Annotated in this window: 21 protein-coding genes and 3 pseudogenes; 14 read left to right on the top strand and 10 right to left on the bottom strand. The window is 67.8% G+C overall.

Translation table 11 applies throughout. The annotated features are described in order from the left end of the window. The first annotated feature begins 157 nt into the window (after nucleotides 1–157). On the top strand, nucleotides 158–706 hold the full coding sequence (locus ON29_RS33955; protein ID WP_157172847.1) for an ester cyclase: 549 nt from the start codon (nucleotides 158–160) through the stop codon (nucleotides 704–706). Between the two features lie 22 nt (nucleotides 707–728). On the opposite strand, the gene ON29_RS21085 is transcribed toward ON29_RS33955, so the two are convergent. Next, on the bottom strand, nucleotides 729–1,454 hold the full coding sequence (locus tag ON29_RS21085) for a TetR/AcrR family transcriptional regulator (RefSeq protein ID WP_083863931.1): 726 nt from the start codon (nucleotides 1,452–1,454) through the stop codon (nucleotides 729–731). A gap of 595 nt (nucleotides 1,455–2,049) precedes the next feature. On the opposite strand from ON29_RS21085, the gene ON29_RS21080 reads away from it, so the two are divergent. Then, nucleotides 2,050–3,171, top strand: a complete 1,122-nt coding sequence (locus ON29_RS21080) for an MAB_1171c family putative transporter (RefSeq protein WP_040868759.1) — start codon at nucleotides 2,050–2,052, stop codon at nucleotides 3,169–3,171. Here ON29_RS21080 and ON29_RS21075 read toward each other — a convergent pair. Continuing rightward, nucleotides 3,168–3,569, bottom strand: a complete 402-nt coding sequence (locus ON29_RS21075; protein WP_040868757.1) for a PaaI family thioesterase — start codon at nucleotides 3,567–3,569, stop codon at nucleotides 3,168–3,170. The two genes, ON29_RS21080 and ON29_RS21075, sit on opposite strands and share 4 nt — an antisense overlap. Nucleotides 3,570–3,743: 174 nt before the next feature. Between ON29_RS21075 and ON29_RS21070 the strand changes: the two genes are divergently transcribed. Beyond that, nucleotides 3,744–4,601 (top strand): cyclopropane mycolic acid synthase family methyltransferase, encoded by an 858-nt coding sequence (locus ON29_RS21070; protein WP_085994924.1) that lies wholly within the window; start codon nucleotides 3,744–3,746, stop codon nucleotides 4,599–4,601. A gap of 12 nt (nucleotides 4,602–4,613) precedes the next feature. On the opposite strand, the gene ON29_RS21065 is transcribed toward ON29_RS21070, so the two are convergent. Both ON29_RS21065 and ON29_RS21060 read right to left on the bottom strand, forming a co-directional pair. Then, nucleotides 4,614–5,363: an SDR family oxidoreductase gene (locus tag ON29_RS21065; protein ID WP_040868753.1), complete on the bottom strand. Its 750-nt coding sequence runs from the start codon at nucleotides 5,361–5,363 to the stop codon at nucleotides 4,614–4,616. A 64-nt stretch (nucleotides 5,364–5,427) separates the two neighbouring features. Then, on the bottom strand, nucleotides 5,428–5,799 hold the full coding sequence (locus ON29_RS21060) for an Rv1352/Rv1906c domain-containing protein (RefSeq protein WP_040868751.1): 372 nt from the start codon (nucleotides 5,797–5,799) through the stop codon (nucleotides 5,428–5,430). Nucleotides 5,800–6,363: 564 nt separating this feature from the next. Here ON29_RS21060 and ON29_RS21055 point away from each other — a divergent pair. From ON29_RS21055 to ON29_RS21045, 3 genes are all read left to right on the top strand, one after another. Continuing rightward, nucleotides 6,364–7,665: an N-acetylmuramoyl-L-alanine amidase gene (locus ON29_RS21055; protein ID WP_040868749.1), complete on the top strand. Its 1,302-nt coding sequence runs from the start codon at nucleotides 6,364–6,366 to the stop codon at nucleotides 7,663–7,665. Between the two features lie 85 nt (nucleotides 7,666–7,750). Next, nucleotides 7,751–8,785 (top strand): CobW family GTP-binding protein, encoded by a 1,035-nt coding sequence (locus ON29_RS21050; RefSeq protein WP_040868747.1) that lies wholly within the window; start codon nucleotides 7,751–7,753, stop codon nucleotides 8,783–8,785. Between the two features lie 186 nt (nucleotides 8,786–8,971). Next, nucleotides 8,972–9,163 (top strand): hypothetical protein, encoded by a 192-nt coding sequence (locus ON29_RS21045; protein ID WP_040868744.1) that lies wholly within the window; start codon nucleotides 8,972–8,974, stop codon nucleotides 9,161–9,163. Here the strand turns inward: ON29_RS21045 and ON29_RS21040 are convergent. The 4 genes from ON29_RS21040 to ON29_RS21025 are packed head-to-tail and all read right to left on the bottom strand — an operon-like array spanning nucleotide 9,153 to nucleotide 12,949. Next, complete coding sequence (locus tag ON29_RS21040) at nucleotides 9,153–10,175, bottom strand: AraC family transcriptional regulator (protein ID WP_040868742.1); 1,023 nt, start codon at nucleotides 10,173–10,175, stop codon at nucleotides 9,153–9,155. The two genes, ON29_RS21045 and ON29_RS21040, sit on opposite strands and share 11 nt — an antisense overlap. Before the next feature lie 56 nt (nucleotides 10,176–10,231). After that, nucleotides 10,232–10,666 carry a molybdenum cofactor biosynthesis protein MoaE gene (locus ON29_RS21035; RefSeq protein ID WP_040868740.1) on the bottom strand — a complete coding sequence of 145 codons (435 nt, stop codon included), beginning with the start codon at nucleotides 10,664–10,666 and terminating at the stop codon, nucleotides 10,232–10,234. After that, entirely contained in the window at nucleotides 10,653–11,708 is a 1,056-nt protein-coding gene (gene moaCB, locus ON29_RS21030; protein WP_040868738.1) for a bifunctional molybdenum cofactor biosynthesis protein MoaC/MoaB, read from the bottom strand. Before moaCB ends, ON29_RS21035 begins: the two co-directional genes overlap by 14 nt. Continuing rightward, nucleotides 11,705–12,949 carry a molybdopterin molybdotransferase MoeA gene (locus ON29_RS21025; RefSeq protein ID WP_040868736.1) on the bottom strand — a complete coding sequence of 415 codons (1,245 nt, stop codon included), beginning with the start codon at nucleotides 12,947–12,949 and terminating at the stop codon, nucleotides 11,705–11,707. The genes moaCB and ON29_RS21025 overlap by 4 nt, the downstream gene beginning before the upstream one ends. A gap of 316 nt (nucleotides 12,950–13,265) precedes the next feature. On the opposite strand from ON29_RS21025, the gene moaA reads away from it, so the two are divergent. Continuing rightward, nucleotides 13,266–14,324, top strand: coding sequence for a GTP 3',8-cyclase MoaA (moaA, locus tag ON29_RS21020; protein ID WP_040868735.1), 1,059 nt, complete (start codon nucleotides 13,266–13,268; stop codon nucleotides 14,322–14,324). Next, nucleotides 14,317–14,559, top strand: a complete 243-nt coding sequence (locus ON29_RS21015; protein WP_040868734.1) for a MoaD/ThiS family protein — start codon at nucleotides 14,317–14,319, stop codon at nucleotides 14,557–14,559. Before moaA ends, ON29_RS21015 begins: the two co-directional genes overlap by 8 nt. Before the next feature lie 104 nt (nucleotides 14,560–14,663). Here the strand turns inward: ON29_RS21015 and nadE are convergent, their stop codons facing one another. Beyond that, nucleotides 14,664–15,488 (bottom strand): NAD(+) synthase, encoded by an 825-nt coding sequence (nadE, locus tag ON29_RS21010; protein WP_040868732.1) that lies wholly within the window; start codon nucleotides 15,486–15,488, stop codon nucleotides 14,664–14,666. A 22-nt stretch (nucleotides 15,489–15,510) separates the two neighbouring features. After that, nucleotides 15,511–16,116 carry a TetR/AcrR family transcriptional regulator gene (locus ON29_RS21005; protein ID WP_040869007.1) on the bottom strand — a complete coding sequence of 202 codons (606 nt, stop codon included), beginning with the start codon at nucleotides 16,114–16,116 and terminating at the stop codon, nucleotides 15,511–15,513. 144 nt (nucleotides 16,117–16,260) lie between these two features. Here ON29_RS21005 and ON29_RS21000 point away from each other — a divergent pair, with 144 nt between their 5' ends. The 6 genes and pseudogenes from ON29_RS21000 to nrdE form a co-directional block, all read left to right on the top strand. Beyond that, complete coding sequence (locus tag ON29_RS21000; protein WP_040869006.1) at nucleotides 16,261–16,830, top strand: NAD(P)H-dependent oxidoreductase; 570 nt, start codon at nucleotides 16,261–16,263, stop codon at nucleotides 16,828–16,830. 391 nt (nucleotides 16,831–17,221) lie between these two features. Next, the gene (locus tag ON29_RS20995; RefSeq protein ID WP_039799742.1) at nucleotides 17,222–17,455 is read left to right on the top strand and encodes a redoxin NrdH; all 234 of its coding nucleotides are present in this window, start codon (nucleotides 17,222–17,224) and stop codon (nucleotides 17,453–17,455) included. Between the two features lie 70 nt (nucleotides 17,456–17,525). Beyond that, entirely contained in the window at nucleotides 17,526–17,987 is a 462-nt protein-coding gene (gene nrdI, locus ON29_RS20990) for a class Ib ribonucleoside-diphosphate reductase assembly flavoprotein NrdI (protein ID WP_040868730.1), read from the top strand. A 62-nt stretch (nucleotides 17,988–18,049) separates the two neighbouring features. Further along, nucleotides 18,050–18,523, top strand: a pseudogene (locus ON29_RS37670) (ribonucleotide reductase N-terminal alpha domain-containing protein); the annotation flags it as partial. After that, nucleotides 18,512–19,714, top strand: a pseudogene (locus tag ON29_RS37665) (LAGLIDADG family homing endonuclease); the annotation flags it as partial. The pseudogenes ON29_RS37670 and ON29_RS37665, both read left to right, overlap by 12 nt. Nucleotides 19,715–19,738: 24 nt before the next feature. Further along, nucleotides 19,739–21,355 (top strand): annotated as a pseudogene (nrdE, locus tag ON29_RS37660) (class 1b ribonucleoside-diphosphate reductase subunit alpha); the annotation flags it as partial. Nucleotides 21,356–21,397 lie beyond the last annotated feature (42 nt).

The raw sequence follows: 21,397 nt of genomic DNA, 5'->3' as shown, positions 1-21,397 counted from the left end.
TATTACACAGTTATGACCTGGCTGGACTCGCCGGATTACACCGTTATTCCGATGTTATTCCTCAAAATTCGGCGCCGGATCGCCGGAAGTGTTGAGCACGTGCTCCATTCGTGGCTACGATGGCTCGTCGAATACGCACCGGCGAAAGGCGATGGGCGTGGATCCGTACAATACCGGGCAGTTCCGTATCGAAGCGGAGGCCGAACCCATCGAGAGCCCGGCGTGGCTGCTCGAGTTCACCGAGCAATACATCGCCGGGTGGAACAGCGGGGACGGTGCGGCGGTCGCGAAGTGCGTCACCGAGGACACGATCTGGCACGATCCCTCGCTGGACGCGCCGGCGCACGGGCGGGCGGGTGTGGAGAAATTCGTCACCGACACGGTGCGCTCGTTCCCGGATGTCGCCTACACCAACCCGTTCCCGCCGACGCTCGCCGCGGACAACCGGATCGCCCTGGTGCCGTGGCGGATGACCGGCACCCATCTGGGCCCGATCGACCCGCCCGGTTTCGGCCCGACCGGCAAGCGAATCGACCTGCTGGTCATCGACGCGTGGCAGTTCCGCTCCGGGCTGATCTGGCGCAGCCAGGCCACCTGGGACCTGACCGAGATGCTGCTGCAACTGGGTCTGATGCCGCCGCGCGGGAGCGCCGCCGAGCGCGCGATGGCACGCGCCCAGCGGTTGCGGTCCCGGCTGCCGTTCTGACCGGTACCCGGCTACGCGGGGTTCAGTCGCCGAACTTTTCGGCGAAGCGCTCCACCGCGAGTAGGACCGAGGCGCCGACGGTCTCCAGTTCGGCGCCCATACCGACGAGAAGATTCACGATCGCGGGCACCAGTACTTCGAGTAGGCCGTCGTCGCCCAGGTGGCCGGCCATCTCCAACTGGACGAAGCCGAACAGTCCCATCCACAGCTGCGCCGCGGCCGAACGGACGTCGGGCGTGTTGATCAGTCCGGCGTCCTGTGCGCGCTGTACCGCGCCGACCACGTGGTCGAAGGTCTCCGCGTAGTGCTCGAACTCCGAATCGTGCCCGGCCACGAGGACATTGCCGCGGTTGATCTTCATGTCGATGCGCGTGCCGGTGCCGAACATCAGCTGGAACAGCTCCGGCCTGCGCTGGGCCTCGTCCCGGAACACCAGGCCGAGCACGAGCAGATCGGTGATCGGCTCCTCGCTCACCCCGGCCGCGTTCATCCGCTCGGCCAGCTGGGCGAATCCGGCGGAGCCCGCCGCCCGGATCAGCCCGGGCATGCCGCCGAAGTTGGAATACACCGCCATCGTGGAGACCCCGCACATGCGCGACACGCGGCGGACGGTGAGTGCGTGCAAACCCTCGGTCGACACCACCTCGACGGTCGCGTCGATCAGGCGATCGCGCAGCGCGGTGTTCATCGTGTCCGTCCCGGCCGGGCGCACGGCTAGTTCAGTTGTTCCGGCAGTTTGCTTGCTCATCGCTTCCGTTTCCCCAGCACGGTCACGCCGTGACGCATAGATCCGCTAGTGCGCTGTCTTCGGGAAGGCGGTACCGCCGCGCGGGCGCCCCGGCCCCCGGTCTCGGGGCGGTGAATCGCGGCCGGAATGGTCGGCCGTGGCTCGGCAGTGCCGCGGCGGCGATGTCTATTTCGATCGATGCACCATCGATTCGCTCGGTCCGGAAAGCTGATCGTGGTTCATCGCGCACAGAAATCTCCGTTCTTGCCGCACGAACGGGCGGGCAGAGCATGAGGGGGAGCCGCGTTCGCGGGCTACGAAGAGCAGGCGCACTCGCCGGGAGATGCGTGTCGGAGGTGGGTGTCGTCACCGAAACTCTATGTGATACAGCGTAACATCCACAGGCGAACGGCCAAATGTTCTGCGTTGTTTCCGCATTCGCTGCGCGGCGCTCGACTGTGGCATCCGGTGACCGAAGTGGCAAACTTCTGGATGCGGCGATAATGTCGCAAAGCGGACAAATGGGGCCGCTGCCGATTCTCCAGCCGCACGGTCGTGAAGACGCGGCAACGGTATGCTTCGGCGGGGACAGTTTCGTGGGTGGGGAGGCCGGCCGATGTCGTCATCGATCTCGGGAATCATCGCGTGGCCGGTCATCGGTTTCGTCGCCGCTGTGCTCGCGGGCCGGTGGTTGCTGGTCCGCGACACCATCGTCGACAAACTGCTGAACAAGCTGTTCTTCTGGGGCTTGCTGAGTCTGCTGCTGTATCGCTGCACCATGACCCCCGGCATCGCGAGCCTCGCCCATCAGCTCTCGCTCGGCTGCACGGTGATGGCGTCGATGTGCCTGCAAGGGATCGTCCGCATCTGGGCCTTCGATGAGGACCCGGCGGCGGTACGGCGCAGGCACCGCGTCTGCCGCGTGCTCGCGGCCGCGGCCACCGGCGCGATGCTGCTGGCGGGCACGGCGGCCCGGCAGGAAGGCAGACTCGTCGACCTGACCCTGAACGCCGAGGGATTGGTGGTGTGGACCGCCTTCGGTCTGCCGCTGCTGGTGAACGTCTCGCTGCTGGCCCGCATGTGCCTGCGTGAGCTGCGGGCGGGCGGCATCGGCATGGCGGAGAAGCTGGTGTGCGCCCTGATGATCTGGGCGGCAACACTTTTCGGTGTGAACCTGGTGCTGTCGACGGTGCGGGCGGTCACCGGATGGCAGCGCTGGGGTACGCATCTTATCCGGATCGAAGCGACGGTCACCATCTGTCTGGCGGTCGACGCGACGGTGATCGCCATTCCGCTGATCCGGTCGCTGCTGGCCACGGCGGAACTCGATCGAGCAGGACGATCGTGCCGCAGATTGCGCCCGCTGTGGCGGGATCTCACCACCGCGGTCCCGGAGATCGTGCTGCGGCCGGCTGCGGGCGAGCGGGCCGACCCGGGGACCCAGCTGTTGCGGATGACGGTGGAGATCCAGGACGCGCTGCTGCATCTGGGCCGCTACGCCCCGGCACACGGGGCATCGGCCGAGTCGGGATGTCCGATGATCCACTACGCGCAGCAATTGGCGTGCGCGGCGGTCGCGCGCCAGGAGGGTTCGGCGCCGCTCGGATCGATCTCGGCCCGGCTGCCGGTGCCCGCGGCGGATTTCGACGCCGAGCTACGGCAACTGCTCGATCTGGCCCGCGTGTGGCCCGCTGCCCGCGCGGCGGCGGGCGAGCGGGCAGCGGTGGCCGTCGGCTAGAGCACCGCTTGGGTCTGGGTGACCTTCGCGACCAGCTTGTCCGCGTCGTCCCGGATCACCGTCTCCACCACGATGAACGAGCGTCCGGCATGCAACGGCGTCGCCGACGCGATGGCATGCCCGGAGCGAACCGCGCGCAGGAAATTCGTCTTCGATTCCACCGTGGTGGTGCCCTGCTTGCCTTCCGGCAGGTTCAGGAACGCACAGACCGCGCCGGTGGCGTCGGCGAGCGACATCAGCACCCCGCCGTGCAGCATGCCGCCCAGCGTGCACAGCGATTCGTCCCAGGCCAGGCGGCTGCGGACCAGCTCGGGGCCGTGTTCGAGCACCTCGACGCCGAGGCGTTCGGTGAACGGCATGGTCTGGTGGAACAGCTTGGTGCCGGTCTCATCGATCATGGCCGTGATCTTGCCCGCCGCCGGTCGCGGAGTCGATTACCACGCGGGTAATCATCGGCCTGCCCGTTGCCGGATGGAGACCTGCGCATCGGTTCCGTATCGGTCCGTGGTCGGTGAAACGCGGCGACGGCTGGTGGGTATCAGCTCATGAACCCGATGAACAGGAGAAACGCGATGACCGGACTCCAGCCGTTCTATCGGCAAGTGCAGGCCCACTACGACCTCTCCGACGAGTTCTACGCGCTGTTCCTCGACCCCACCATGACCTACAGCTGCGCCTACTTCGAGCGACCCGACATGACGCTCGAGCAAGCGCAGCGCGCGAAGATCGATCTGGCGCTCGGCAAGCTCGACCTGCGGCCGGGGATGACCCTGCTGGACGTCGGGTGCGGGTGGGGTTCGACCATGCTGCGTGCCGCCACCGCCTACGGCGCGCAGGTCGTGGGGCTGACGCTCAGCCGCCACCAGTGCGAGTACGTCGCGGACAAGATCGAACGCGAGCGCGTCGCGGGCGCGCAGGTGCGGTTGCAGGGCTGGGAGGAATACGACGGCGAAGCCGATCGCATCGTCAGTATCGGCGCCTTCGAGCACTTCCGGCGTTCCCGCTACGAGACATTCTTCGAACGATGTCACCGGATGCTGCCGCCGGACGGCAGGATGCTACTGCACACGATCGTCGCGTACACGCTGAAAGACCTGCGGCGCATGGGCATTCCCGTGACGCGGGAAGACGCGCTGTTCCACATCTTCATCAAGCGGGAGATCTTCCCCGGCGGACAGCTGCCGCACCCCGCCGAGGTGACGCGCCTGGCCGGCCGCGCTGGGCTGGGCACGGAGAAGATCCAGGAGCTGCGGCCGCACTACGCGCACACCCTCGACTGCTGGGCCGAGGCGTTGCGGGCGCACCGGGACCGGGCGATCGCCCTCGCGTCCGAAGAGGTCTATCAGCGGTACCTGAAGTATCTGACCGGGTGCGCGCGGCAATTCCGCGAGGGCCGCATCGACGTCATGCAGTTCACGCTGGTCAAGTGAGCGGCGGCCGGTTCAGCTCAGCCGTGCCACCAGGGCGTCGGGCAGGTGGGGGAGCGCGAGATCGATCAGCCGCCAGGGCCACCCGGGCACACACGCTCGTCGCTGCTCCTTCTCGATGGCGGAGACCATCGATGCGACGCCTTTGTCCAGGGGCGCGACCATCCGCGCGTCACCCGCCTTGGCCGCCATGTCGGTGGCGATGAAACCCGGCAACAACGTGGTCACGGCGATCGGCGACCGCGCCAATTCGGTGGCCAGTGCGGCACCGAGCGCGGCGAGGCCCGCCTTGCTCGCCGAATAGGCCGCCTTCTTGCCGGGAAGCCCACGCACCGCGCTCATCGATGCGACGAGCACCAGGTGGCCGGCCTGCTGCGCGCGGAAGATCTCCAGCGCCGCCTCCGCCTGCGCCAGCGCGCTGACGAAGTTCGTCGTCGCCGTCGCGAGGTTCGCGTCGGCCCGCCCGCTGCCGATCGGCGCTCCCTTGCCGATACCGGCGTTGACGATCACGCGATCCAGGCCGCCGAGTTCGTCGCGCAGCTCGGCGAAGACGATCGGCACCGCGGCGTGGTCGTCCACGTCGAGGGCGCGTACCGCGACGGTGACTTCCGGGTGCGCCGCCACCAGCTCGTCGCGCAGCGCCGTGAGTGCGTCCAGCCTGCGGGCGCACAGCGCGAGATCGCGGCCCTTTCCCGCGAAGTCGCGCGCCATGGCTGCCCCGAGGCCCGCGCTCGCGCCGGTGATCAGAATCCTCTTCCGCGTCATGCGGCTGACCCTAGCTTCTGTTGAACGTGAGTCAATACGCCGCCCGTCGGGATGCGCCGCTCGGTCAGCCGCCGAACGAGCCGGTCGGCGGCGGTGTCGGCAGCAACCGCCACGGCCCGCAGTTCTCGGTCTTGAACCCCACGTCGGTCGGCTTGATCTGCACCCGGACCGGACCGAGCCGGGTGTAGTTGTTCGCGACGATGTACTGCATGTTCGTGTTGTCGCCCTCCACCTTCCACAGCCTGCGCCAATCGCACGCGTAGGCCGGGTCGGGGGTGCCGGGCGCCTCCCAGATTCCGGGCACGATGTCGACGCCGACCAAGTAGACGCCGTCGTGCGTCATGGTGTTCGCGGGCTCGGCCGCCGCCGTCCCCGCGGCGAGCAGAGTCACCGCGCAGCTCATGGCTCCCGCGACGAGGAGTGCGCTTGCACGCATACCGGTTCTCCTTGACTTGTACTACCGCCGCGTCCACGGTCGTCGTGCTCCCCGCGCCCGCGGCCGACCCGGGAGATCCCCGCATCTCCGCGGCAAGGAATACCAGAACCGACCGAGCGGTGTGCGTGGAATCCGGTAATCCGGCGCGGAATGTCGTCTCGGACATACCCGGTCGCGGCGCGGTGGGACGAGGGAACGAACGGGTCGAGTTCCGTCCTGCTTCGCCGACGGGTTGGCCGACGATCTCCCGGGCCGCAGTTACCAACCGTCCATCTCCGCCCTATCGTGCGGGGATTACCGAACAAATCGAGCGTGACCATGACTCTCGGCAAGTCGCCGACAATTTCCGCGTGCCGTTCGGTGTGGCGCAGAGCCGGATGCATTACGCTCTGCTACCTCTGCGCAAACTGACCGAGCGAGCCGGACGGCCGGGCGTCGCGCATGCTGTAACACTTCGATCACGCAACTTGCGTTGCTGATACACATGTTGCCAGAGTTGACTACTGGGTTTGGTGTTACAAGTGGGAAGGGAGGGGTGCTCCGTCCCGGAGCACCGACCGCACTATGAAGCCAAGCATCATCAAGGCAGGGATCTGTACCGCCGTCACAGCCGCGGTGACGGTGACGCTGTCCGGGTTGCTCCCGGCCACCGCACAGGCGGCTCCGTCGGCGCTGGATATGTCGCAAAAGCTCGCGGGCAAGACCGTTTTCCTCGACCCAGGACACCAGGGGTCGAACCATTCCCAAGATTTGGCGAGACAGGTCAGCGATGGCCGCGGCGGCACCAAGGACTGCCAGACCACCGGCATGACCACGATGAACGGCGTTCCCGAGCACACCATCACCTGGAACGTCGCCCAGGTCGTCAAGACGTCGCTGGAGACACTCGGCGCGCACGTCGTGCTGAGCCGCCAGGACGACATGAACTGGGGCGGCTGCGTCGACGACCGGGCCCGCGCGGCGAGCCAGTCCGGCGCGGACGTCGCCGTGAGCATCCACGCCGACAGCGCGCCCGCACAGGATCGCGGGTTCCATCTGATCGTTCCGGAGCTGCCGATCCCGAATCCGATCGTCGATCAGGTCCAATCGGGAGCGGGCCTCGCCGCGTCGAAGTCGGTGCGCGACGCGTACCGCGACGCGGGCTTCCCGCCCGCCAACTACGGCGGCGTCGTGGACGGTCTGCAGACCCGCAGCGACATCGCCGGGCCCGCGCTGACCACCGTTCCGCTCGTCTTCCTCGAGATGGGCAACGGCGCCAACCCCGAGGACGCGGCGCTGCTGGAAACACCGGACGGGCAGCTCAAGCACGCCATCGCGCTGACCACCGGAGTGGTCGGTTACCTGCTCGGCGCACCGCAGCCGGGTATCTCACCGGATCAGCAGGCGAGCCAAACCACTCCGCAGGGCACGTCGCTCGACCGTCCCGCGGTGGCTCCGGGAGCGCCGCAGGGCCAGACGAATCCGGGTACTCCCCAGGCGCAGACGAACCCGGTGGTGCCGCAGGCGCAGACGATTCCGGCGGTGCCGCAGAGTTCGACGACTCCCGGTGTGCCGCAGAGTCCGGCGGCCCCCGCGGTGCCGCAGGCGCAGCCCGCTCCGAACACCTCGACGCCGAAGCCCGGCACCGCGACACCGCAGTCGTCGGGCACGCCCGCGGCACCGAATGCGCCGGGCGCCTCCGGAACCCAGTCGCCGGGCACGCCGAACGCGCAGCAGTCACCCGGGACCGCCGGGGGCAACGCTTCGATCATGGAGTTGCTGATGCCGTTGGCGAAGATGCTGGGCCTGGACGACAACGCGATCACCACGGAGCTGATCAACCTCGGCTACAGCCTGGCGGGCATGCTGCTGGGCTCCTCGAAATAGTCCGCACACCGAACCCGCCGGACGCCATCCTCCCCACCTCGAGGGTGGCGTCCGGTCTTTCCCGCGGCGCACTAGGGTGAGCGGAATGGCTGACCGGATTCCTGTTGTGCTCGTCGCGGGGTTTCTCGGTTCCGGAAAGACCACGCTGCTCAATCACTTGCTGCGGGACAACCGGGGAACGCGGATCGGGGTGGTGGTCAACGACTTCGGGGCGATCAACATCGATTCGATGCTGGTCGCCGGGCAGGTGGACGCCATGGTCTCGCTCGGCAACGGGTGCGTGTGCTGCGCGGTCGACGTCACCGAGCTGGACGAGTTGTTCACTCGGCTCACCCAGCCGAAGGCCGGAATCGACGTGATCGTCGTGGAAGCCAGCGGCTTGGCCGAGCCGCGCAGCCTCATCCGGATGGTGGTCGGCAGCGACAATCCGCGCCTGCGCTACGGCGGCCTGGTCGAGGTGGTCGACGCCGAAGAGTTCCGGCGCAGCAGTACCCGCCACCCGGAGCTGCGCACGCATCTGCGGCTGGCCGATCTGGTCGTGGTCAACAAGGCCGACCGGGTTGCGCCCGAGCAACTCGAACGGCTGCGCGAGGACGTCGCGGCGCTGGTCGGTTCGGTGCCGGTGTACGCGACCACCTACGGCCGGATCGATCCCGGGCTGCTGTTCGACCAACCGCACCGCACCCGCCCGCTGGTGGCCGAGCAGCTGAGCTTCGACGAACTGCTCGTCGAGCACGACCACGACGATGACGCCGGGCACCGTCACCTGCACGACGACTACGCCAGCGTGTCGTTCACCAGCGAACGCGCGCTGGACCCGCGCAAGTTGATCGGCTTCCTGGAGGACCCGCCGCCGGGCTTGTTCCGGGCCAAGGGGTTCGCCGCCTTCGGGGTGGCCGACGAACGCAGGAAGTTCGTCCTGCACATGGTCGGCCGCCACATCGTCTTCGAGCCGGGCGGCTGGTCGCGCGGCGAAGCGCGGGGCGCGCAGCTGGTGCTCATCGGTGCAGGCCTGCGCACCGACACGGCCCTGGAGCGGCTGCACGACACCGTGCACGACGCCGCCGAACCACTCGACGCGCAGAGCATGCTCGGCGTGTGGCGCTATACACCGCACTGAACGCGCCAGATTGGCGCGTTTGTTCGCGACATGTCGCGTTCGGTGCTGGTGACAGAGCAGTCTTTTCATGAGACTGAATGCGTGTCCGCCGGTCCGCGGGCACTGGGAGCGTACTGCCGCCCGCGGCGCCGCTCGGCAGCCCATCCGTGACCGACCGAATCGTTCTGCGACCGATGGGAGTTTCCCGTGTCAGATTCCATGGAGAGCGCCACCGCGTACGTCATCGAGGCGCTGGAGGCCAAGGGCACCGCCACCCGCGAGGACTTCGACGTTCCCGCGATCGTCGCCGAGACCCACGCGATCGCCAACAGCTGGGATTTCCGTGCGATCGAGGACGCGACGTTCTGGTCGATCGCCGCGCGTTTCATCAGGCCGTGAACGTCCGCTCCACCCACTCGGCGCGATACGCGGGGGTGGCCAGCGACCACCGCCGGGCCGCCCGCCGCATCGATCCCGGGTCGGAGTAACCGAGAACCTCGGCCTGGCGCGACGGGCTCAACGGGCCGGTGGCCGTCGCGGCGATCAGCCGCGCGCCGCGTGCCCGATCCAGTTCCGCGCGCCAAGTGGTGCCCGCCTCTCGCAACCGCCGCTGGAGGGTGCGAGGGCTGGTGGCCAGCCTGCGCGCCACCCGCTCGAGGGACGCGTCGCCCTCGTCCAGGCAGTCCGCCAGCGCGGCCGCGACACGCTCCGGCCAGGCGGTGGCCAGCGGCGGCGGTGGCGGAAGGGCAGCGGCCAACGGCCGCAGGATGCCGGCCAGCACCGGATCACTGGTGGTCAGCGGCAGATCCATATCCGAGGCGCGGAAGGTCATGGCGTCCACCGGCGCGTCGAACTCGATCGCGGTGGTGCGGAATACCTCGACGAAGGTGTGGGTCTTGGCGGGCGCGCGCTGGCGCAGCGAGACCCGCAACGGGGCCAGCGGTTCGCGCACTACGCGCCGCGCGCGGCTGAGCACCGCACACAGGCCCCACAGCTGAGTGAGATCCCTGCCCCGGCCTTCCCCGTCGATCATGTCGAGATAGAGGGTGACTTCGTCGTCGTTCTCCGCGACCAGGTCGAACCGATGGTTGGTGGTCACCGCCGTGACGTACGGCCCACAGGTCGCCAATCCGGCGCCCAGCGTCGGGGCCGAGGAGAACAGGTAGTCGTAGAGACCCAGGCAGGTGAGTTCGTAGCGGCGCGCCACATTCAGGGCGACGTCCGGATCGCCGAGTTCGTGTTCACCGATCTCCCACAGCCGGGAGAACGTCTGGCTGGGCAGGTGCACGTCGTCGCCCGCCATGGTCCACTCCGGCAACCCGGATTCCCGGAGCAGCTGGTCGCGGTCGACGCCGGCCGCGATGAGCTGCGAGATGACGAACCGGTGGAGCAAGACCTGGTCGGTTCCCACGCCGACACGCTATCCCGGTCGTGTTGATTCGTCATGAGATTCATGTGACGGTCAGGTCACCCGCAGGCGTTCACCCATTCGGACAGGCCGTCGGCGAACAACTGGCGTTTCCAGATCGGGACTTCGTGCTTGATCCGATCCACCAGTTCCGAGCAGGCCGCGAACGCCGCGCCCCGATGCGCCGCCGCCACCGCGACGACGATCGCGCGGTCACCGATGCCGAGCGAGCCGACGCGATGCACGGCCGCGACCGGCAAACCGTGCGCGGCGGCCAGTTCCGCGCAGACGGTGCGCAGGAAGCGTTCCGCCTGCGGGTGCGCGGAGTATTCCAGGGCCGAAACGGCCTGCCCGCCATCATGGTCGCGGACCTTCCCGGTGAACACCACGACCGCGCCGTAGTGCGGTCCGCAGACCGCCTCCTCGACCTCCGCTGGGTCGAGCGGCTGGTCGCTGATCCGGGCGAGCCGGACCGTAGCCTCAGCCGTTGTCATGACTTCCACCTCCGGCGACTTGTGCGAGCAGATGATCCAGCAGCGGTTCCAGCACCGCGATGCCGTCGCGAACGCCACCCGGCGATCCCGGCAGATTCACCACCACCGAGCGCCCGGCCAGCCCCGCCACGCCGCGGCTCAGGGCCGCCAGCGGGAATTTCGCCGTGCCTCGCTGCCGGATCGCCTCCGCCACACCGGGGAGTTCGCGGTCGAGCAAGGCGAGGGTGGCCTCCGGGGTCCCGTCGGTGGGGGACGCACCGGTCCCGCCGGTGCTGATGACGAGCGCCGGTTCGAAGCGCAACGCGTCGGCCAGGCCGAATTCGATCTCGGCGTCGGCGTAGATCAGCGGGCCCCGCACCGAGAAGCCGAGTCCGGCCAGCCAGTCCGCGAGCACCGGACCGGTGGTGTCCTCGCGGGTCCCCGCCGCCACGCCGGTCGACGCGACCAGCACCGCGGCCGACCGTGGCTCCTCGTCGAGTTCCGGCTCGGCGTACTCAGAGATCTCCGGCTCGGTATCCGCGTCCTCGGGGGACAGGTCTTCCTCGGCGGAAGGCGGGATCGGACCTTCGTCGGCCGGGCGCTCCCAATGTCCGCGCTTGCCGCCTTCTTTGGTGAGCAGCCGCACGTCGGTGAGCGTCGCCGCGGGGTCGACCGCCTTCACCATGTCGTGCAGGGTGAGCCCGGCGACCGCGACCGCGGTGAGCGCCTCCATCTCCACACCCGTTGGCCCCTTGGTCTTCGCGGTGGCCTCGATGGTGATGGCGGTGTCGGTGAAACCGAACTCCACTCGCACCGACGACAGCGCCAGCTGATGGCACAGCGGGATCAGTTCGGAGGTCTTCTTCGCCCCCGAGATGCCCGCGATGCGTGCGGTGGACAGCACATCCGCCTTCGGCAGGTCATCGGCCCGCACCAGCGCGACCACCTCGGCCGTGGTGCGCAACTCGCCTGCCGCGACGGCGATCCGGGTGGTGTCGCTCTTCGCGCTCACATCCACCATGCGGGCGCGGCCTTCCTGGTCGACATGGGACAGCTCGCTCATAAGGACCACACTCGCACAAGCGCCCCGGCGGGCAGCGCGGTGACCTCGGCGGGCACATCGATCAGCACCTCGGCCCACGCCATGGCCGCCACGAGATGCGACCCGGGACCGGACACCACCTCGACCGCCCGGGGGTGCCGGTGCGCGGGCGATTCCCCCGGATGGGCGCGGATGAGTCTGCCGCGCAGGAATTGCCGTTTCCCCTCCGGCGAGCGCGGCACGGCGTCGGCCAAGGGAAGCTCGTAGGTGTCCACCTCGGGCAGACCGGCGAGACGCCGCAGGATCGGGCGGGCGAACACCTCGAACGACACCATCGTGCTGACCGGATTGCCGGGGAAGCTGAGCACCGGCACGCCGTCGACCACGGTAAGTCCCTGCGGGCCGCCCGGTTGCATCGCGACCGAGCCGAACCGCCCGCCCATCGGCTCCAGCACGTCCTTGACCACCTCGAAGTCGCCCTTGGACACGCCGCCGGAGGTGAACACCACATCGGCGTTCTCGGTCGCCGCCGACAGCAGCGCGCGGAAGCGCGCCGGATCGTCGGTGCTGTGCGCCACCGAGACGACATCGACGCCGTTCGCCGCGAGCGCCGCGGCGAGGGCGACGCCGTTGGAGTTGTAGATCTGCCCGGGACGCAGCGGCTTTCCGGCCGCGACCAGCTCGTCGCCGGTGGTGATCACCGCGGCGCGCACCGCCCGGAAGACCGCCACCGCGGGCAGGCCGACGGCGGCGAGGGCGGCGACATGCCGGGGGGCGAGCATGGTTCCCGCCCGCACGAGCAGATCTCCGGTCCGGACGTCCGTTCCCGGTTCCCGCACGAATTCGCCTGCGCTGCGCCCGCGTTCGATGGTCACCGTGCCGTCGCCCACGTGGGTGTCCTCCACCGGCACGACGCAGTCCGCGCCGGGCGGGATCGGCGCACCGGTCATCACCTTCATCGCGGCGCCCGTCGGCAGCGGCGTGCGGCCCGCCGCGCCCGCCGCGACCACACCGGTCAAGGGCAGGGTGACCGGGGCGACCAGCACCGATTCGGCGCGCACCGCGTAGCCGTCCATCGCGGAGTTCCGGAACACCGGCAGCTCGATCGGCGAGCGGACATCCTCGGCCGACTGCCTGCCCAGCGCCCGCGGCACCGGGACGGACTCGACCGTGCGCGCGGCCAGTGGCCGCAGTAGCTGTTCGATGCTGTCGCGGTAGTCGTCGACGGGCCTGGCCGAGACGCCGGCGGGCCGAGGGTTCATGCGAGTCAGCCTAATGGGTGCGGTCGGACGTAGTCCGTCCTCAGCCTGCGCATGGCCGGAGCGAAGGCGGAGGAGCCTGCGCATGGCCGGAGCGAAGGCGGAGGAGCCTGCGCATGGCCGGAGCGAAGGCGGAGGTACGCCTAACGCCCGATCCGGGCGGTTTTCCGCCTCCGTCGCCGCGCGCCGGTCCGTGCGCAGGTCGCCCGGCGTCGCGCTCGTCCCCGGCGCGGGCCTCACCGCCGATTCGCGGCCGTGGTGAGCCCGAAGTGAGCATTCCGCCCGCAGCCGAATCGGGACAGGCGGTCATAATGGACGTGTGACTCTGGTCGAGATCGGGATTCCCGCGGTGCGTTCCGGGCGTCCCTCGCTCGCCGGCCGTCCCGACACCCCCTACTTGCTGGATCGTTTCGGACGCGTCGCCCGCGACCTACGCGTATCCATCACCGAGAAGTGTTCGCTGCGCTGCACCTATTGCATGCCGGAGGAGGGGCTGCCGGAGATTCCCCGGCACGAACTGCTCACGGTGGACGAGATCGTGCGTCTGGTCCGCCTCGCGGTGCGCGAGCTGGGGGTGCGTGAGGTCCGCTTCACCGGGGGCGAGCCGCTGATGCGCCGCGAGCTGGAACAGATCATCGCGGGCTGTCACGCCGAGGTGCCGCACATCCCGCTGGCCATGACGACCAACGGCATCGGGCTCGAGCACCGCGCGTTCGGCCTCGCCGCCGCGGGACTGCACCGGGTGAACGTGTCGCTGGACACCGTGGACCGGGCCGGTTTCGCGCGGCTGACGCGCCGCGACCGCCTCGAATCGGTGTTCGCGGGTGTCCGCGCCGCTCGTGCCGCCGGACTGGCGCCGATCAAGGTCAACGCCGTCTTGATGCGCGAGACCCTCTCCGGTGCATCGGATCTCCTGCGCTGGTGCTTGGACGAGGGTTGCGAACTGCGTTTCATCGAGGAGATGCCGCTCGACGCCGACCACGAGTGGGCCCGCGCCAACATGGTCACCGCCGCCGAGCTGCTCGACGTGCTGGGCGCCCGGTTCGGGCTCACCGAGGCCGGCCGCGCCGATCCGTCGGCCCCGGCGGAGAAGTGGCTGGTCGACGGCGGCCCCGGCACCGTGGGCATCATCGCCACCGTGACCCGCAAGTTCTGCGACACCTGCGACCGCACCCGGCTCACCGCGGACGGCATGCTGCGCTCCTGCCTGTTCAGCGACCAGGAATTCGACCTGCGCCAGGTGCTGCGCTCCGGTGCGGGCGACGACGAGGTCGCGACCCTCTGGCGCGGCGCGATGTGGAACAAATGGGCAGGTCACGGCATCGACGCCGAGGGCTTCGTCCCCCCGGAGCGGACGATGGGAGCCATCGGTGGTTGAGATCCGCTATTTCGCCGCGATCGCCGACGCCGTCGGCAAGGACAGCGAAACCCTCGACCTCCCGGACGGAGCGACGGTGGCCGACCTGCGCGCCGCCCTGTCCGCGGCCTACGGTCCGGACCTGGACAAGATGCTGTCGGTGTGCGCCTATCTGATCGGTGACGAGCTCACCCGTGATCCCGCCGCCGCGCTGAGCCCGCGCGTCGACGTCCTGCCTCCCTTCGCCGGGGGATAGCCCGGCGACGCGTCCGCACCGGCGGGCACGCCGCCGCGGCCGATGGCTTCAGCAGCGGCGGTTCCCGGCGCGCCGTCTCGCGCCGGGTGAGTCGGCCCGGGTTCTCAGCGCCACCAGGTGTCCAGCGGAGTCACCGGGACGCTGCGCTTGTGCCGGGTGTCGCGGAAGATGCCTTCCAGCCGCTCGGCGACCTCGGGGGTCACCTCCTTGCCTTCCAGGTAGTCATCGATCTCGCTGTAGCGCAGGCCGAGCGCCTCCTCGTCGGGCAGGGCGGGGCGGTCGTCCTCCAGGTCGGCGGTGGGCACCTTGGACCAGATACTGGCGGGTGCGCCCAGCTCTTGGAGCAGGGCGGCGCCCTGGCGCTTGGTGAGACCGGTGAGCGGGGTGAGGTCGACACCGCCGTCGCCGTACTTGGTGAAGAATCCGGTGACCGCCTCGGCCGCGTGGTCGGTGCCGATCACGAGCAGATTCTCCTGCCCGGCCAGCGCGTACTGGAGCACCATGCGTTCGCGCGCTTTGATGTTGCCGCGCACGAAGTCCCGCAGCTGGTCCACCTGCAACGCCGACGCCGCCTCCGCGGCCGCGGCGCTCGCGCTGGGCCGGATGTTCACCACGACCTGCCGGTCGGGCCGGACGAAGGCCATGGCGGTGAGCGCGTCGGCCTCGTCGGCCTGCACGCCGTGGGGCAGCCGGACGGCGAGGAAGGTCGCGTCCACGCCGTCGGCGCGCAGTTCCTCGACCGCGAGCTGGCACAGCCTGCCCGCGAGAGCACTGTCCTGTCCACCGCTGATGCCGAGAACGAAACCACGTGCGGGAGTGGCGTTCAGATAATCCCTGAGGAAATCGACCCGGCGGCGGATCTCTTCCTTCGGTTCGATCGTGGGCTGGACGCCCAATTCACTGATGATCTGTTCGCGCAGGTTCCCCATGGCGCCCGAGTGTACTGGCGATTCAGCGGGTGACAACGCGCCGGACGACGTCCTCCCAGTTGTCGCCGATCTGCTCGCGGGTATAGCCGAGCACGTGCATCTGGTGCATGACCAGCGCGGCGCCCAGCATCGCCAGCAGCCAGTCGGCGACGAGCGGGACATCCCCGGGCACGTCGGCCTGCCGCAACAGCATCGCGACGTGAGCGCGCAGCAATCCGTAGGGCGCACCGGAATACCGGTCACCCGCCTCGCCGAGTTCGGCCGCGCGGTGCAGTTCGCCTTCCACTTCGATGTCGAGGAGCCTGGCCCGCCCGAAGGCGACCAGTCGTTCCACCGGAGGCGCGCCCGGGCCGAGCGGCGGCGGGCCGAAGATGAACGACTCCTGGTACTTCTGCTCGGAGTGGTCCAGCAGGGCGAGCATCAGGCCGGATCTGCTGCCGAACCGGCGGAACACCGTGCCCTTGCCGACCCCGGCGCGTTTCGCCAGCGCGTCCATGGTGAGACTGTCCACGCCGTGCTCACGCACCAGCTGTTGCGCCGCGTCCAGCAGCAGCCGGCGATTGCGCGCGGCGTCGGCGCGCTCGGCGGGCTCCGAGGTGCCGGGCAGCGGGGCACCGACGTCGAGCAGTCGACGGGAGCCATCGGAGGTCGAGTGGGGTGTGGGGTAGTTCACAGCGCTCACGCAGGCTCCGCGGGAAGTAATCGGACCATGGTCCGGTTAGTGTGTGGTGAACGTACGGACACCATCTAATTCAGTACACCAGGAGTGTTCATGAGCCAGACCCGCATTCTCGCACTCGTCGGCAGCCTGCGCGCCGCCTCGGTCAATCGGCGGCTGGCCGAGGCTGCGGCCAACACCGCGCCCGAGGGCGTCGAGGTCACCCTCTACGACGGACTCGCCGACATCCCGTTCTACAACGAGGACATCGACGTCCCCGGCTCGGTTCCGGCGGCGGCACAGGCGCTGCGCGACGCGGTCGCCGAGGCCGACGGCCTGCTGGTGGTCACGCCGGAGTACAACGGCACGCTGTCGGCGGTGCTGAAGAACGCGATCGACTGGGCCTCTCGCCCGTACGGCGCCGGCGCCATCAAGGGCAAGCCCACCGCTGTGGTGAGTGCGTCGATCAGCCCGAACGCGGCGCAGTGGGCGCACGGCGACGCCGTCAAGGCGCTCGGCGTGGCGGGCGCGCGAGTGGTCGAGTCCGCGCACCTGCACTTCGGTGTCATCGGCGAGCGTTTCGGCGCTACGCATCCGCGCGACGACGCCGAGGCGTTCACCCAGCTGGCCGGCACCGTGCGCGAACTGGTCGAGGCCACGCGGGGCGAATTCGCGTCGGTGTAAGCTCCATCTCCGGTCTTCGACGAGGGTCATCGCTGCGGGCGCAGCGGTGGCCCTCTTCGTTTGCCGGTGAGTTTGCTGAAAGTATGCTGACGTGTCGAACAGTGATCTGCGCCACTGTTTGATCCGGGGGTGAATCGAGCGTCCTGGTACTTCTCTCGATGGAATTTCATCAATGTGACTCGCTACATGTCGTGTTGTAGGAATCTGTCGGCCACTAGGTGTAGTGTCTTCGCTACTGGAAGACGGTGAGAGGCCCCACCCGGTAGGAGTCGGTCACGAGTGGCTGATCAGGGGATTCGAGTCCGGCTCCAGAAGTTTGCGCAGCATACGTCGATCGTGTATTGCAACGGATCTCAGGCTGTGGATCAGGCACAAGGAGAGAGGGACATCAATGACCGTCACCGTGTACACCAAGCCCGCTTGCGTCCAGTGCAACGCCACCTACAAGGCCCTCGACAAGGCCGGGGTGGACTACGAGGTCATCGACATCTCGGAGAACGACGAGGCGCGTGACTACGTCATGGCCCTGGGGTACCTGCAGGCGCCGGTCGTGGTGGCCGGAGACGATCACTGGTCGGGTTTCCGGCCCGACCGCATCAAGTCGCTCGCGACCGTGGCGGCCTGACCCTCCACCGCATCCGAGGTGCGAGTGCCGGGCGGTCCGCCGCGGCACTCCCGAGAAGAGGAAGGCGACCATGCCGGAGACGACGGCGCTGGTCTACTTCTCCAGCGCTTCGGAGAACACGCATCGTTTCGTCGAGAAGCTGGGGCTCCCGGCGACTCGCATACCACTGCACACCGCCGACTCGCTGCGCGTAGACGAACCGTACGTGCTGATCGTCCCCACCTATGGGGGCGGTCGGCACGTGCTGGGGGGCGATCGTTCCGACAAGGATTTCGTGCCGCGGCAGGTCGCGAAGTTCCTCAACGATCCGCACAACCGGGCGCTGCTGCGTGGCGTCATCGCGGCGGGCAACACGAACTTCGGCGACACCTTCTGCTATGCGGGCGAACTGATCGCGCGCAAGTGCGGCGTGCCGTACCTGTATCGCTTCGAACTCATGGGAACCGCTGAGGACGTCGAACGCGTCCGAGAGGGATTGGGATTGTTTTGGCAACAGCAACGACAGCACCGGCCGGAAAAACAGCTCGCTTAGAGCAGCCCCCGGTCCGTGGCGGCGACGCGGGCGAGGTCCTCGACTACCACGCCCTCAACGCGATGCTGAACCTGTACGGCCCGAACGGGGAGATCCAGTTCGACAAGGACCGTGAGGCCGCCCACCAGTACTTCTTGCAGCACGTCAATCAGAACACCGTCTTCTTCCACAATCTGGACGAGAAGCTGGACTACCTGATCGACGAGAACTACTACGAGGCGGAGGTGCTGGAGCAGTACAGCCGCCCGTTCATCAAGAATCTGTTCAAACAGGCGTACGCCAAGAAGTTCCGGTTCCCCACCTTCCTCGGCGCCTTCAAGTACTACACCTCGTACACGCTGAAGACCTTCGACGGCAAGCGCTACCTGGAGCGGTTCGAGGACCGGGTGTGCATGGTCGCGCTCACCCTCGCCGCCGGTGACGAGGCGCTGGCGGGCCGGCTGGTCGACGAGATCATCGACGGCCGTTTCCAGCCCGCCACCCCGACCTTCCTGAACTCGGGCAAGAAGCAGCGCGGCGAGCCGGTGTCGTGTTTCCCTGCGGGTACGCCGGTGGACACGATCGACGGTCCCCGCGCCATCGAGACGCTGCAGCCGGGCGACCGGGTCTTGTCCCACGACGGTTCCTATCGTGCGGTCGAAGCGTTGATCGAGAATCCCAACGATCAAGCGCTGGTCGCGATTTCGCACTTCGGCCACAAGGAGCCGATCCGGTGCACTCCCGAGCATCCGATCCTGGTGTGGACCATCCGTGAGGTCGACACGCTCATCGACGCGGACGGCGCCGACCCGTTCAACGGTTTCGTGTGGCTGGCCGCGCGGGACGTGCAGCCGACCGACTACATCGTGACGACCGCGCCGCTGGGACAGCGGGACCGGCGTGTATTCGACCTTATGGATCACGTCGGCGAAGGTGTGTACGAAGAGGTCGACGGGCTGATCCAGAAGGTGAACACCGACGCGAAGCACCGCAACAAGCAGCGCCATAACCAGCGTTTCGTCGCAGTCAACCGCTTCGTCGAGGAGTCCTACGAGCTCGGCCTGATCCTCGGCTGGTATGTGGCCGAAGGTCACGTGTCCAAGCGGTCTACCGACGTGAGCGTGCCCAACGGTGTACATTTCACCCTCGGCGCGCATGAGGTCGACTACCACGTCGAACTCGGCATGGCATTCAAGCAGGTATTCGGGGTCGACCTGTCCTTGCACACCAACCACTCCGATCACTCCACGCGGATGGTGTGCAACAGCAAGGTCGTCGCATCATTGCTGTTGTCATTGGCCGGGACCGGCTATGGTAACAAACGATTGGACGGTGATGTGCTCACCGCCGACGAGGACTTCCAACGCGGCCTGCTGGCCGGGCTGTTCCGCGGCGATGGTTGCAGCACCTCGGGCGGCATGATGCTCGACCTGGTCAACCCCGAGCTCATCGACCAGGTGCAGCTGATCCTGCGCCGCCTCGGCATCGTGTCGGTCGTCCGTAGCTACGTCAACCGAGCGGGCAATGTGACCGGCCAGGTTTTCGTGCCCGGCCTGCCGGGAAACAACGAGGACTTCATCTTCGACATCGGCAAGAACCTGTACAACTACGTCGGCCGCAAGGGCACAAAGCGTGCGACGTATCAGGTCGTGCACGGCCGGCAGGTATACGGTGTGCGCGCTGTCGAGCGCACCACCGAGACCCCGGAGAAGGTGTACAACCTCCACGTCGAGGACACCCACACCTACTCGATCCGCGGTACGGTCGTCCACAATTGCTTCCTCCTTCGCATAGAGGACAACATGGAGTCCATCGGGCGCTCCATCAACTCCGCGCTGCAGCTGTCCAAGCGCGGCGGCGGTGTCGCGCTGCTGCTGAGCAACATTCGCGAGCACGGCGCGCCGATCAAGAAGATCGAGAACCAGAGTTCGGGCGTCATCCCGATCATGAAGCTGCTCGAGGACTCGTTCTCCTACGCCAACCAGCTCGGCGCGCGCCAGGGCGCGGGCGCGGTCTACCTGCACGCCCATCACCCGGACATCTACCGGTTCCTGGACACCAAGCGGGAGAACGCGGACGAGAAGATCCGCATCAAGACGCTCTCGCTCGGCGTGGTCATCCCGGACATCACCTTCGAGCTGGCCAAGAAGAACGAGGACATGTACCTGTTCTCGCCCTATGACGTGGAGCGCATCTACGGCAAGCCGTTCGCCGACATCGACGTCACCGAGAAGTACCACGAGATGGTCGACGACAAGCGCATCCGCAAGTCGAAGATCAAGGCGCGCGAGTTCTTCCAGACCATCGCCGAGCTGCAGTTCGAGTCGGGCTACCCGTACATCATGTTCGAGGACACGGTGAACCGGGCCAACCCGATCGCGGGCAAGATCACCCACTCCAATCTGTGCTCGGAGATCTTGCAGGTCTCCACGCCGTCGGAGTTCAACGACGACCTGTCCTACGCCAAGATCGGCAAGGACATCTCCTGCAACCTCGGCTCGCTGAACATCGCCAAGACGATGGACTCGCCCGACTTCGCGCAGACCATCGAGGTGTCCATCCGGGCGCTGACCGCCGTGTCGGACCAGACCCACATCTACTCGGTGCCGTCCATCGAGCAGGGCAACAACTCCTCGCACGCCATCGGCCTCGGGCAGATGAACCTGCACGGCTACCTGGCGCGCGAACACATCCACTACGGGTCCGAAGAGGGCATCGACTTCACCAACATCTACTTCTACACCGTGGTCTACCACGCGATCCGGGCGTCGAACCGGATCGCGATCGAGCGCGGCTCGTACTTCGGCGGCTTCCCCGAATCGAAGTACGCCAGCGGCGAGTACTTCGACAAGTACACCGATCAGGTGTGGGAGCCGAAGACCGATCGCGTCCGGCAGTTGTTCGCCGACGCGGGCGTGCACATCCCGACCCAGGACGACTGGCGTGAGCTGAAGGCCTCGGTCATGGAGCACGGCATCTACAACCAGAACCTGCAGGCGGTCCCGCCGACCGGGTCGATCTCCTACATCAACCACTCCACCAGCTCCATCCACCCGGTGGCGTCGAAGATCGAGATCCGCAAGGAAGGCAAGATCGGGCGCGTCTACTACCCGGCGCCTTACATGACCAACGACAACCTCGAGTACTACGAGGACGCCTACGAGATCGGCTACGAGAAGATCATCGACACCTACGCCGCGGCCACCCAGCACGTGGACCAGGGCCTGTCGCTGACGCTGTTCTTCAAGGACTCCGCCACCACCCGCGATCTCAACCGCGCCCAGATCTACGCCTGGCGCAAGGGCATCAAGACCCTCTACTACATCCGGCTGCGCCAGATGGCACTCGAGGGAACCGAAGTCGAGGGTTGCGTCTCCTGCATGCTGTGATCCCGTAGCGAACAGGGTGGCTTCCCACTGGGGGCCACCCTG

Source organism: Nocardia exalbida NBRC 100660 (genome assembly GCF_000308575.1).
Classification (GTDB): domain Bacteria; phylum Actinomycetota; class Actinomycetes; order Mycobacteriales; family Mycobacteriaceae; genus Nocardia; species Nocardia exalbida.
This window is presented reverse-complemented; position numbering and strand designations above follow the sequence as displayed.